The organism is Bradyrhizobium sp. dw_411 (genome assembly GCF_018449695.1).
In the GTDB taxonomy this organism is placed as follows: domain Bacteria; phylum Pseudomonadota; class Alphaproteobacteria; order Rhizobiales; family Xanthobacteraceae; genus Bradyrhizobium.
Map to the genome: position 1 here is coordinate 177,030 of NZ_JAAVUY010000010.1, position 12,333 is coordinate 189,362.

Consider the following 12,333-nt stretch of genomic DNA (forward strand, 5'->3'; position numbering starts at 1 on the left):
CGCTTCACGCGCCGGTCATTCATGGATGTCTTGGCGAAATTCAAACGTCCAGTTCACGCCCGCAGGAGCAAAATCCAGGTTACCGCTTCCATTGAGCGCGCGAGGTACGATTTGCTCGATCACGACGTGGCCGAAGCCCCGCCGTTGCGGCGGCATAACGGGTGGTCCACCCTTTTCACGCCAATGGATTCGAACCTTGTCTTCCGCCTCGTCGATCTGCCAGCAGATCAGCACATCGCCCTGCTGTCCCGATAACGCGCCGTGCTTTGAAGCGTTGGTCGCCAGCTCGTGCAAGGCCAGGCCCAGATGTTGCGCGGCGTCGGGTTTCAGGATGACCGGGGGACCGGTTGCGTCGATCCGGCCTGCGTTGGTTTCGCCGAAGGGCCGCATCTGCGCTGCTACGAGATCGTGGAGCGAAGCGCCGTGCCAATGGTCCTTGACCAGCAGGTCATGACAATGCGCAAGCGCCTGCAGGCGCTCCGAAAAGCGCATCTGATACTGACGCACGTCACCCGCGTATTGCGCAGTCTGGTTGGCGACCGCCATGACGACCGCAAGCAGATTTTTACTGCGATGTGAAAGCTCATCGATGATGAACCGGATGTGCTCTTCGCGGCGCCGCTGCTCGCTGATATCGATGTGGGTTCCAATCCATCGGTAGACGTTCTGCGTCGCGTCGCGCAGTGGAATCGCCCGGGTCAGGAATGGACGATATTGCCCGTCCCTTCCGAGCAGTGGCAGTTCCATCTCCAGTGCCGTTCCGGTTCGAAGGGACTGCGCCCAGCGGTGGCGCGCATCCGGAAGCGAGGCAGCCGCGAGAAGCGCCTGCCAGTCATGTGCGCTGCCATCTCCGCTTGGCACGCCTGTATATTCGTACCAACCGCTATTGACCCAGAATATCCTCCCGTTGGCCTCCGCCATCCAAACCAGTTGCGGGATGGAATCGGCCAGGGTGTGAAATTGCAGTTCGCTTGCCCGAAGGGCCGCTTCGGCGCGCTTGCGTTCGGTAATCTCCTCGGCTGCGACATTGACACCCACAATCTCGCCAGCCGGATTCCGGACCGGGTGCCAGTAGGTGATCCACGCGCGGTCCTCGACTTGATCAGCGCGCTGCCCGGCGACCTCGATCCCGGTCACCGCTTCGCCGGTCGCCATGATGGAGCGGACAATCGCTTCGACAGACTCGGCCAACGCCGGGACGCACTCTCGCACGGTTCGTCCCAGATGCCCTTCGATGGAAATCCCGCATATTTCGGTGAGGTGCTGGTTGATGTGCACGTAGCGGCAGTCGGGAGACAGGAATGCGAGCCCGATTGGCGCAGTATCGTAGATAAGCTGCAACGCGGGCTGCTGGGTGAACGGCAGGCCGGGCAGGAGGGGTGGCTGATCCGCTTTCGCGCTACGGTCCGCCTCATCCGCCAACAGATGTCTCCCAATCCGCTGTGACATCGATCAGCCTACACGTTTTTTCCAGTCTCGACAGCGCCGGCTTGGAGGATTGCCCCTTTTGAATTCCGGGACGTGGTGGAATCGGCGTGGTGAATCGTGAGCGAAGAAAGTGCGCGCGGCACCGCTTCCGACGATGTCGTCATGGTCGCCGGAGGTTGGACACCGTAGGCGTGAAATTTGTTCACAATACAGCCGAAAGTATGCCTGAAATTCGGCGCCCTGACGTTTTGGAGCATCCCCATGGGCGACTGAAGGTAATGGCCGGCCGGTAAAATGATTTGCGGTGGAACAGATGCGCAGCAGTTATCCCGGAGGCCTGCTTCCTGAGGCTACTTCCCCGCCGCCGCATTCAGGATCGGAAGCAGCCGCGCGGCTTCGCTTCGCATCAGGTCGGCCAGCGGTTTGGGTCCGCGGCGGTCTGGTTCCGCGATCTCGGCGCCGAGCTCGGCAAACCGTTTCTGCACGCCTTCTTCGCTCAACCCCTTGTTCAAGGCGGCCACGTATTTTTCGATGATCGGCTTGGGGGTGCCGACCGGCGCGAACGCCGCATAATTCACGGCGAAGTCGAATTCGGGGAGACCCTGTTCATGAGAGGTCGGCACATCCGGCATCATCGGGCTGCGCTTTTTTGAAGCGATCGCCAGGGCCCTCACCGTGCCGGCGCGCACCTGCGCCAGATTGCCGAGCACCGGGTCGCATTCATAATCGATTTCACCGACCAGCATCGCGTTCAAGACGGGCGCTGTGCCGGTGAACGGGATCAAGGCCGGCTTGATGCCCATCGCCGAGTTGAGCAGCAGGCATCCGATATAGGAGACCGAACCGACCCCGGCGTGCCCGACATTGAGCTTGTTCGGGTTGGCCTTGGCATAGGCGACGAATTCGCTGAGAGTCTTGGCCGGGAACTCTTTGCGGACCACAAGCACTTCGGGATATTCGGCCGTCAGTCCGATCGGCTCAAAGTCCTTTTGCGGGTCGTAAGCGATGTCAGGGTAGAACGCCGGCGCCAGCGCATTGGTGCCGGTGTGGCCGAAAAAGATGGTGTAACCGTCGGCGGGCGCGCGCGCGGCGCGTTGGGCGCCAATCGTGCCGCCGGCGCCGTTGATATTTTCGACGATCACCCGCTGGCCAAGGTGGCGCGTGAAAATGTCGGCGACGATCCGGCCGGTAATATCGGCCGGGCCGCCCACGGCAAAGGGGACGATCATCGTGATCGGCCGAGCCGGAAAATCCTGCGCATGCGCCGGCGCGCCGGTGATGATGCTCGCCGTCAGAATGGCGGCTGCTACCCAATGTTTCGTCACGATCTTCTCCCTGACGTATTTTTCTGTGCGCGTGTTGTGCTCTCGCGCTGTGCGATGTCAAATTTCAGGTCTACCACGGGGGGACCTTCGTGTGTTCCGTTCAACCGGGCGACCAGCATCGCCGCGCTTTGGCGGCCGATCTCCTCGCGCGGAATGCGCAGCGTGGTAATGGTGGGTGCGACGTGGCTTAGCAAGTCGACGTCGTCGAAGCTCGCGATCGCGAGCCGGTCCGGCACCGCCCAGCCCCGGCGCTGGCATTCGAACAAGGCGCCGACCGCCATCACGTCCGCGGCAAAGAAAATGGCGTCGATGTCGGGCGCGCGCTCGATCAGTTGCACGACGGCGCTGACGCCGCCGGCAAAGCCCGGCTCCGATTCGGCGATGATGGCCGGGTCTTCGGGCAGCCCCAGCTCCTTCAGCGCAGCACGATAGCCGCGCCGCCGCTCGACGGAGCGCTCGTTGTCATGCACCGGCAACGTTACAAATCCGATCCGGCGATAGCCGAGGCTGCCTAGATGCATCACCATCGCCTTGGCCGCTTTGAAGCCTGAATAGCTGACGCACAGGTCGAGCGGCGTGCGTGTCAACTGGCCGATCTCGACGGTCGGAATGCCGGCGGCCTTCACCAGCGCCGTTGCCCGGGCGGTGTGCCTTGTGCTGTGCAGGATCAGCGCGCACACGCGCTGCCCGAGGAAGGCGGCGATGGCCGCCTCCTCGGCGGCGGAATCATGGCCGCTGCTGGCGATCAACAGATGCAGCCCGTGCTGGCTGAGCACGTCGGCGATCGCTTGCGCCATCTGGGCATACAAAGAATTGCTGATGCCCGGCACGATCAATCCGACAACGCGCGAGCGCTGCGACGACAGGCTGCCGGCGAGGCGGTTCGGCACGTATCCGGTGTGTTGCATCGCTGCCTGCACCCGGTCCCGCATCGCCTGGGAGACGGCGGCAGGGTCGCGCAATGCGCGCGACACCGTCATCGGCGAAACACCCGCCTGCGCTGCGACGTCCTCCATCCGCAAGGCATCGTTGTTGCGCTTGCGCCCGCGCCCCTGACGCATGAAGCCGTTCCCTCAATGACGATGTTGGCAACCAACTAAGATGGAAACCAGTGTTGGCCAACGCTATCGCGCTTTTTGTGGTAGCGCTACCAAATTTGGCTTGCTGAATGCCGCAGCCACGATAAAGTCCGCGCGCCGGCTCGCGGCAAGTGACCAATTAAGAACCAAGCAAGACAAGCAAGAACAAGAAGCAGGAAAGAGAACAAACTATGCCAGGTGATATCGGATTCGTCGGGTTGGGCCAGATGGGCAGCCGCATGTCGATGCGACTGCTGGATGCCGGTTACAGCCTCACGGTTTTCGACAGAGACGAGGCTGCGATGAAGCCGCTGGTGGCGCGCGGCGCCCGCCGTGCGGCGAGCGCGGCCGAAGTGGCGTCCGCCTCCGATACCGTGCTGGTCAGCCTTCCGACGCCGGATATCGTGCATCAGGTGGTATTCGGGCCCGGCGGTATCGTCGAGGGGAACCGGGCCAGCACGCTAATTGATCTGTCCACGACAGGCCCACGGATGTCCGGCGCTATCGCCGAGGAATTGTCGAAAGGCAAGCGGATCGCGCTGGTCGATGCTCCCGTTAGCGGCGGCACCGGCGGCGCGGAGAAGGGCACGCTCGCGGTGATGGCCGCGTGCGAAAAAGATGTCTTTGAGAGCGTTCAGCCGATCCTGAAAGTCTTCGGCAAGGTGTTCTTTTGCGGCGACAAGCCCGGCATGGGACAGACGCTGAAATTGGCCAACAACATGATCGCGGTTGCGGCGCTGGCGATTTCGTCCGAAGCGATGGCGATGGGCGTCAAGGCGGGGCTCGATCCGCAAACCATGATCGACGTCATCATGGTTTCCAGCGGCGGCAACGTCGCACTGCGCGATAAATTTCCAAAGGCTGTGCTGACCGGCACGTTCGATTTCGGTTTCGCCACCGGGCTTTCCTACAAGGATGTGCGGTTGTGTGTCGATGAGGCCGAGGCGATCGGCGTGCCGATGGTGGTCGGCGCGGCGGTGCGGCAATTGATGGCCGTCACCAACGCAACGTTTGGACCAACGAGCGACTTCACGTCGGTGGCGCGATTGCTGGAAACCTGGTCGGGGGTCGAAATCAGAAGCCGGAAATAGCCGGCGATGGGGCGCAAAACACCGTCAGAGTGTGACGCCCCTCAAAGCATAAAATAAAAGCTCGGGAGAGACGACAATGAGCGGCACGGATGTAGGCCGACGGCTGGATCGCTTGGCGATTTCACGCTTTCACTGGCGCGTGCTTGGCCTGATCGCGGCCGGCATGTTCTTCGATTCGTTCGATCTCTACCTCGCCGGCGGCGTGCTCGGCGCACTGGTACAGTCCGGCGAATCGAATCTCTCGCTCAATGCGTCGTTTATCTCGGCGACCTTCTTCGGCATGATGATCGGCGCCTGGTTCGCCGGCATTCTCGGTGACAGGTTCGGGCGCAAGTTTTCGTATCAGTTCAACCTGATGATATTCGGTCTCGCATCGCTCGCCGGCGCCGCCGCGCCGTCGATGACATGGCTGATTGCGGCGCGCTTTGTCATGGGGCTCGGGCTCGGCGCCGAGATCGTGGTCGGTTACGGCACGCTGAGCGAATTCATCCCCGCGCGCCATCGCGGACGCTTTGCAACCCTTTTGAACCTCATCATCAATTCCAGTCTGTTGATTTCCACGCTGATCGGCTGGGTCGTGATTCCGCAGTTCGGCTGGCGATGGATGTTCGTGATTGTCGCGGTGGGGGCGTTCATCGTCTGGTTCCTGAGGCGCGCGATGCCGGAATCGCCGCGCTGGCTCGCAAGCCAGGGGCGTATCGAGGAAGCAGACGCGATCGTGCGTCAGGCGGAGGCCGAGTCCGAAGTGTTCGAGGAAGCCGCCGCGCCGCCGGCCGGCGCCGAGACGCATTATGTGCTGCGCGACCTGTTCGGGCCGGCACTGCTGCGCCGCACCGTCGTGGCGACAGTCGTCACGGTCTGCCTGCTGACCTTCAATTTTACGTTCGTGAGCTGGGTGCCGACGTTCCTGGTCAAGCAAGGCCACGGCGTCGCCAATTCGCTCGGGCTTTCCGTGCTGATTTTCGCCGGCGGGCCGCTCGGCTCGCTGATTGGATTATTGCTGACCGAACGCATCGGCCGCCGCTGGGGCATTATCTGGTTTTCGCTGATCAGCATCGTCGTCAGCACAGCCTATGTCAGCGTGACGGATTCGGCCTGGGTCGCCGGACTCGGATTTTTCGTGACCTGCCTGATCTACGTGCTCTCGTCGCTGAGCATCGCTTGCTACGTGCCGGAACTGTTTCCCACGGAGGTGCGGCTGCGCGGCAGCGGCATCGCCAATGCGGCCGGGCGCGCGGTCAACATTGTCGTGCCCTATGTGGTCGCGGCCAGCTTCGACGGTTTTGGTCTTTACGGCGTGCTGGGATTGATCGTGATCGCGCTGCTGCTGCAAATCGTCGTTCTGCTGGTGGCGGGAATCGAGACCAAGCAGCGCTCGCTGGAGGAACTCGCGACCAGGAACGATACGGGTGGCTTGCCTGTGGTCGCGGCTATCGAGGCGCACACCCGGGCCTGAACTTGCCCGGCTGTGCGTCACGACGCCGTCAGGTTTTTGCAGCATGACAAAGGAAATTGCGGGCTAACCCGCTGGATAAAGGAGATCGTGGATGGCTGGAGAGCTTCTCGGATTCATCGGCGTTGGCCGCATGGGTGGTCCGATGTGCGGACGCTTGCTTGATGCCGGCTATTCGCTGTGCGTCTATGACCGGGACCCGAATGCGACCGCGCCGCTGGCGGCGCGTGGCGCACGGATCGCCAATTCGCCCGGCGAGGTCGCCTCGGCGGCCGAAATCGTGCTGATCAGCCTGCCGACCCCGGATATCGTCAAGGCGGTTGCGCTCGGCGAGAACGGCATCGCCCACGGCAATCGCGTCCGCACGCTGATCGATCTGTCGACCACCGGCCCGGGGGTCGCAACGATAGTCGCGCGGGGTTTAAGCGATCACAACATCACCTTCGTCGATGCGCCGGTCAGCGGCGGCATCACCGGCGCCAAGGCCGGCACGCTGGCCGTGATGGTGTCCTGTCCCAAGGACGTCTACGCGCCCAAGGTCGAACCGATCCTGAAACATTTCGGCAAGCTGTTTTACACCGGCGAGAAACCGGGCCTCGCGCAAACCGCCAAGCTGGTCAACAATCTGCTGGCCGCCGCGGCGCTGGTGATTTCGTCCGAAGGCATGGCGATGGGCGTCAAAGCTGGCCTCGATCCTAAAATCCTGCTCGACATCATCAACGTTTCCTCCGGCCGCAACAGCGCCACTCAGGATAAATTCCCGCGTTCGGTGCTGCCCGGCACCTTCGATTTCGGCTTCGCCACGGCGTTGTCCTTCAAGGACGTGCGGCTGTGTCTCGAGGAGGGCGAGGCGATGGGCGTTCCGATGATCATGGGTGCCGTGGTGCGCCAGATTCTGGCGCTGACGCAGGCCAAATACGGTCCGGATTCCGATTTCACCTCGATCGCCAAGCTTTCCGAAGAGTGGGCTGGCGTCCAGATCAGGGGATAGGCCGCCGCGGCGGCGCGCGCTTTCACAGCGAGCGGTGCGGCGATTTGCCCGCACTGGACCGCGCCGACGCAATAGAGGAGGCTAGAGGTCTCAAAGGCCGGAACGGGCGGAAAGCCTGACGGTCGCGACATCGGGAGGAACGAAATGAGCGATAGGGGCAGTAGTCTCGGCGCCGCCGCGAGGCCGCGTCGATGACATCGCAGATCATCGAGAACGTATTGCAGGCGCTGATGGCGGGGCTTCTGGCTGGCGCGATCTATGGCCTGATGTGCGTCGGTCTCGGGCTGATCTTCGGCGTGATGCGGGTCATCAATTTCGCCCAGGGCGATTTCATGATGCTCGGCATGTATGTCGCCTATTATCTGTTCCTGTCCGCGGGTATCCAGACTGCTTTCGGCAGTGTGATCGGCCCCTATGTGGCTATCCTTCTCTCTGCCCCGCTGCTGTTTTTGTTCGGCTACTGGATCCACAAGCTGCTGATTGCCCGCGTCACCGGGCGGCGCACCGCGCAGCTTGAGGGCGATGGCCATTTCGCTCAACTGATCCTGACGCTCGGCGTGGCGCTTGTGCTTCAAAATGGCGGCCTGATCGTGTTCGGCTCGGTGCTGGCCTCAATCCGCACGCCGCTGTCGGCGAGCGCCTGGGAAATCGGCCCGCTGTGGAATGACGACCTCGTCAGCGTCTTCATCAATAAGGCCCGCGGTATCGCTGCGCTGATCTCGATCGCCGCGATGATCGGGCTCACCGCGCTGATCACGCGGACCCGGATGGGCAAGGCATTGCGCGCGGCCGCCGATAATCCGGTCGCGGCGACCTATATGGGTATCGACATCGACAAGTCGCACCGTCTCGCCTTCGGGATCGGCGCCGCGGTGACGGCGGTGGCCGGCGGTCTGCTCGCCACCAATTATCCGTTCCATCCCTATATCGGCATCGACTATGTCATCGTGATGTATGCCGGCGTCGTGCTGGGCGGTATGGGCAGCATCACCGGCGCGTTCTGGGGCGGCATGACCATTGGCCTCGTGCAGCAGCTTTCGACGCTGGTGCTGCCGACGCAACTGCAGAACGCGGCGATCTTCGTCGTCTTTCTGCTGATTATTTTTCTGCGTCCGCAGGGATTCTTCGGCCACGTGGTGGAGCGAACCTGATGCCGATGCTGTTGCGCTCGCTTGCCCCGACATTGATTGCAGCGTTGATCTACGCTTGCCTGGCGCTGTTCGTCACCAATTCCTACTATCAGTTGACGCTGACCCTGGTGCTGGTCTGGGCCAGCTTCGGCCTGTCGTGGAATCTGCTGTCCGGCTACACCGGCCTCATCTCGTTCGGCCACGCCGCCTTCTTCGGGCTCGGCGCCTATACGACGGCGCTTGGGCAGATCTATTTCGACATCACGCCGTGGCTGTTGATTCCCGCTGCGGCCGTCATCGGCGGTGTCGCCGGCCTGTTGGTCGGCTTTCCCACCTTCCGGCTGCGCGGGCATTACTTCGCGCTGGCGATGCTGGCCTATCCGCTCGCGCTGCTCTACGTGTTCGAATGGCTCGGCTATCAGGAACTGACACTACCGATCAAGCGCGACAATCCGTTCGCTTACATGCAGTTTTCGGATCCGCGGGTCTACACGCTGGTGGCGCTGGTGATGCTGCTGATGATCGTTGCGATCACCCGTGCGGTGGAACGCTCGCGTTTCGGCATGGCGCTCGTCGCGATCAAGCAGAACGAAGCGGCCGCGGAGGCCGCCGGCATCGATACGCTGACCTGGAAGCTGCGCTCGATCGCGCTGTCCGGCGCGATCGCCGGCGCGGTCGGCGCCTTCTATGCGGTGGTGCTGCTGGTCGTGACGCCGCAGTCGGTGTTTGGCATGCTGGTGTCGGCGCAGGCGTTGACGGTCTCGATGTTCGGCGGCGTCGGCTCGGTCTGGGGGCCGTTGATCGGGGCGGCGGTATTGATCCCGGTCGCCGAAATTCTCAATGCCGAACTGAGCGCGCGGTTGCCGGGAATCCAGGGCGTCATTTTCGGCGTTGCGATCATCATTGTGATCCTGGTGGCGCCGGAAGGCGTGTTCTGGAAGGTCAGGGATCGCTGGATCAAGCGCCGCGCCGCTGCGGTCCCGGCACCGGTTGCCGAACCCGCAAGTGCGCCGCATGTCATTCCCTTCGTGGCTCCGGCGAAACCTGCCACGCGGCCCGACTGGCGCGATGGCAAGATATTGCTCTCGGTCAGGGGCCTGTCGAAATCCTTTGGCGGGTTGAAGGCCGTGCAGGACGTCGGCTTCGAGATTCGCGAGGGCATGATCCTCGGCATCATCGGACCCAACGGCGCCGGCAAGACCACGCTGTTTAATCTGCTGAATGGCTTTTCGCTGCCGAACGCCGGCGGGATTTGGCTCGACGGCGTCAACATGGTCGGGCGCAAGCCGCATGAGCTGTGTCAGGCCGGAGTCGGTCGCACTTTTCAGGTGATGCGACCGTTCGCTCGTATGTCCGTGCGCGACAATGTCCGTGTCGGCGCCTATGTGCGCGCCGCCAACGAGGAAGAAGCACGCACCTTCGCCGACGATGCGGTCGCGCGGGTCGGTTTGACGGCGGTCGCCGGCAAGGTCGCGGCAGAACTCACGACCAAGGAATTGCGGCTGATGGAGTTGGCGCGTGCGCTGGCGGGCAAGCCGCGGTTGCTGCTGCTCGACGAGACGCTGGCAGGCCTCGGCCATGGTGAAGCCGAAGAGGTCGTCGTGGTGGTGCAACGGCTGGCGCGCGAGGGCGTCACCATCGCCATCATCGAGCATACGATGCAGTCGATGGTCCGGCTGGTGGATCGCTTTCTGGTGCTCGATCACGGCGCGGTATTGGCCGATGGCGATCCAGCCAGCGTGACGCGCAATCCCCGGGTGATCGAAGCTTATCTGGGCAAGAAATGGGTGAACCGTGCTCAAGCTTGATGGCATCTGCGCGGGCTATTCGGTCGTCCCCGTGCTCAAGGACGTCTCGCTCACGGTCGAGGCCGGACAGTTCGTCGCGATTGTCGGGCCGAACGGCGCTGGCAAGACCACGCTATTCAAGACCATCTCGGGCATCGTGCAGCCGAGCGCAGGCACGATCATGTTCGAAGGCGTCGATCTCGCCGGCATCCCCGCAGCAAAGCGGCCGCATCTCGGCATCGCCCATGTGCCGGAAGGCCGTCAGGTGTTTCCGTCGCTCTCGGTGATGGAAAATCTCGAAATGGGCGCCTTCACCGATGCCGGCCGTCGCGCCTGGAAACAGAATCTCGAACGTATCTTCGCGCTGCTGCCGGTGCTGGCCGAGCGCCGCGACCAGTTCGCGGGCACGCTGTCCGGCGGCGAGCAGCAGATGGTGGCGATCGGCAGGGGTCTGGCTTCCGCGCCGAAATTATTAATGCTGGACGAACCCTCGATGGGCCTCGCGCCGGCGATCGCGGATTTTATTTTCGAGAAGCTGATCGAGATCCGCGCCGAGACCAAACTCACGATCCTGCTGGTAGAGCAGCGCGTCGCCGAAGCGCTTGATACCGCGGACCGCGGCTATGTGCTCGAAGCGGGCCGCGTGGTGCTCGAAGGCAACAACGCCACGCTGCGGGCCGACGACCGGATCCGGCAGGCCTATCTCGGAATGTGAATCTACCAAACAAAACCAACATCATCTGGAGGGAGACAATCATGAACGAGATTAGCAGACCGACCCTGACGCGACGCGCGATGCTGGCGGCCACCGCGGCAACGCTCACCATTCCCAAGGCCTACGCACAATCGCCTGCGGAGGTGAAGGTGGGATTGCTGGTGCCGTTGTCAGGACTTTACGCCCGGCCCGGCGCGGTCATGAAGATGGGCGGCGAGATGGCGGTCGATCACATCAACAAGGCCGGCGGCGTCAAGGCGCTCGGCGGCGCCAAGCTCAAACTGGTGCTGCTGGACTGCGGTGACACGGTGGAAAAGGCAAAGAACGCCGCGCAGCGCATGGTGGCGCAGGAGCCCGATCTGGTGGTGGCCAGCGCTGCCTATCTCTCCTCTTTCACGCTGGCGGTGACGGAAGTTACCGAGCGCGCGCAGTTGCCGGTGTTGACCCTGTCCTATTCCGATCTGATTACCGATCGCGGCTTCAAATATGTGTTCCAGACCTCGGCGACCGCGGCTTCGCAGGCGCGCCAGTCGCTACCGCTATTGATGAAGCTGGCGCAGAGCGCGTCAGGCAAGCTGCCGAAAACCGTGGCGATCATTACCGATAACACGGGTTCTTCCATCGCGTCGGCCAAGGCGATGCGTGAAGGCCTGCTCAAGGAGAACGGCCTCGACCTCGTGATGGACGAGACTTTCACGCCGCCACTGTCGGATGCGACGCCATTGATTCAGAAGGTGCGCGCCGTCAAGCCCGACCTCTTGTTCTTCCTGCCCACGGTGATCTCCGACGGCAAGCTGGTGCTCGAGAAAATGAACGAGTTCGGCCTCAGTCAGGGCCGTGTCCCCACCATCTCGTTCGGCATCGCGATTGCCGAGCCGGATATCCTGCAGACCATCAATCCGTCGCTGTTGCAGGGCGTCATCACCTGCGTCGGCAGTTGGGCGACCAAGGGCCACGAAGAGCTGATCGCCGAATTGAAGACCCGCTACAACGAACCCTGGATGACCCAGAACGCGATCTCCACCTATGGCGATATGTGGCTGATCAAGGACGCACTGGAAAAAGCCGGGAAGGCCGACAAGGCCGCAGTCGCGGAGGCGCTGCGCACCATGGACGGCGGGCCGTCCAAATACTATCCCGGCGGCATCCTCAAATTCGACGACAAGGGCCGTCGCGTCGATGCCGAAATGACCGTGGTGCAGTGGCAGAACGGAATCCCGGTCACGATCTTCCCGCAGAAGCTCGCGATGGCCGAGCCGCTCTGGCCGAAGCGTTAGCCCCGATCCGCCTGCTTTTCATGCAGACGATGCGGCTCATTCGCGTGGATTGCCTGC

Annotated in this window: 10 protein-coding genes; 7 read left to right on the forward strand and 3 right to left on the reverse strand. The window is 62.7% G+C overall.

The genetic code is table 11. From position 1 onward, the window contains the following. Window positions 1-15: 15 nt before the first annotated feature. From HB676_RS18880 to HB676_RS18890, 3 genes are all read right to left on the reverse strand, one after another. Window positions 16-1,422 carry a PAS domain-containing protein gene (locus HB676_RS18880; RefSeq protein WP_249780326.1) on the reverse strand — a complete coding sequence of 469 codons (1,407 nt, stop codon included), beginning with the start codon at window positions 1,420-1,422 and terminating at the stop codon, window positions 16-18. Window positions 1,423-1,778: 356 nt separating this feature from the next. Continuing rightward, window positions 1,779-2,753, reverse strand: a complete 975-nt coding sequence (locus HB676_RS18885) for a tripartite tricarboxylate transporter substrate-binding protein (RefSeq protein ID WP_346347376.1) — start codon at window positions 2,751-2,753, stop codon at window positions 1,779-1,781. Next, window positions 2,750-3,814: a LacI family DNA-binding transcriptional regulator gene (locus HB676_RS18890; protein ID WP_213739393.1), complete on the reverse strand. Its 1,065-nt coding sequence runs from the start codon at window positions 3,812-3,814 to the stop codon at window positions 2,750-2,752. The genes HB676_RS18885 and HB676_RS18890 overlap by 4 nt, the downstream gene beginning before the upstream one ends. A gap of 209 nt (window positions 3,815-4,023) precedes the next feature. Between HB676_RS18890 and HB676_RS18895 the strand changes: the two genes are divergently transcribed. The 7 genes from HB676_RS18895 to HB676_RS18925 all read left to right on the forward strand — a co-directional run bounded on the left by HB676_RS18895 (window position 4,024) and on the right by HB676_RS18925 (window position 12,276). Next, on the forward strand, window positions 4,024-4,923 hold the full coding sequence (locus HB676_RS18895) for an NAD(P)-dependent oxidoreductase (RefSeq protein WP_213739394.1): 900 nt from the start codon (window positions 4,024-4,026) through the stop codon (window positions 4,921-4,923). A 76-nt stretch (window positions 4,924-4,999) separates the two neighbouring features. Beyond that, complete coding sequence (locus HB676_RS18900) at window positions 5,000-6,379, forward strand: MFS transporter (RefSeq protein ID WP_213739395.1); 1,380 nt, start codon at window positions 5,000-5,002, stop codon at window positions 6,377-6,379. Window positions 6,380-6,470: 91 nt separating this feature from the next. Next, entirely contained in the window at window positions 6,471-7,367 is an 897-nt protein-coding gene (locus HB676_RS18905) for an NAD(P)-dependent oxidoreductase (protein WP_213739396.1), read from the forward strand. A 191-nt stretch (window positions 7,368-7,558) separates the two neighbouring features. Further along, window positions 7,559-8,518, forward strand: coding sequence for a branched-chain amino acid ABC transporter permease (locus HB676_RS18910; protein WP_218625771.1), 960 nt, complete (start codon window positions 7,559-7,561; stop codon window positions 8,516-8,518). Further along, window positions 8,518-10,305 (forward strand): branched-chain amino acid ABC transporter ATP-binding protein/permease, encoded by a 1,788-nt coding sequence (locus tag HB676_RS18915; protein ID WP_213739397.1) that lies wholly within the window; start codon window positions 8,518-8,520, stop codon window positions 10,303-10,305. Before HB676_RS18910 ends, HB676_RS18915 begins: the two co-directional genes overlap by 1 nt. Then, window positions 10,292-10,999: an ATP-binding cassette domain-containing protein gene (locus tag HB676_RS18920; RefSeq protein ID WP_213739399.1), complete on the forward strand. Its 708-nt coding sequence runs from the start codon at window positions 10,292-10,294 to the stop codon at window positions 10,997-10,999. The genes HB676_RS18915 and HB676_RS18920 overlap by 14 nt, the downstream gene beginning before the upstream one ends. 41 nt (window positions 11,000-11,040) lie before the next feature. Further along, entirely contained in the window at window positions 11,041-12,276 is a 1,236-nt protein-coding gene (locus tag HB676_RS18925) for an ABC transporter substrate-binding protein (protein ID WP_213739401.1), read from the forward strand. The last annotated feature ends 57 nt before the right edge of the window (window positions 12,277-12,333 follow it).

Bases quoted from the DNA above. Each gene is read 5' to 3' on its own strand.
- HB676_RS18890 (WP_213739393.1), bottom strand. From the start codon at position 3,814: ATGCGTCAGGGGCGCGGGCGCAAGCGCAACAACGATGCCTTGCGGATG.
- HB676_RS18895 (WP_213739394.1), top strand. From the start codon at position 4,024: ATGCCAGGTGATATCGGATTCGTCGGGTTGGGCCAGATGGGCAGCCGC.
- HB676_RS18900 (WP_213739395.1), top strand. From the start codon at position 5,000: ATGAGCGGCACGGATGTAGGCCGACGGCTGGATCGCTTGGCGATTTCA.
- HB676_RS18905 (WP_213739396.1), top strand. From the start codon at position 6,471: ATGGCTGGAGAGCTTCTCGGATTCATCGGCGTTGGCCGCATGGGTGGT.
- HB676_RS18910 (WP_218625771.1), top strand. From the start codon at position 7,559: ATGACATCGCAGATCATCGAGAACGTATTGCAGGCGCTGATGGCGGGG.
- HB676_RS18915 (WP_213739397.1), top strand. From the start codon at position 8,518: ATGCCGATGCTGTTGCGCTCGCTTGCCCCGACATTGATTGCAGCGTTG.
- HB676_RS18925 (WP_213739401.1), top strand. From the start codon at position 11,041: ATGAACGAGATTAGCAGACCGACCCTGACGCGACGCGCGATGCTGGCG.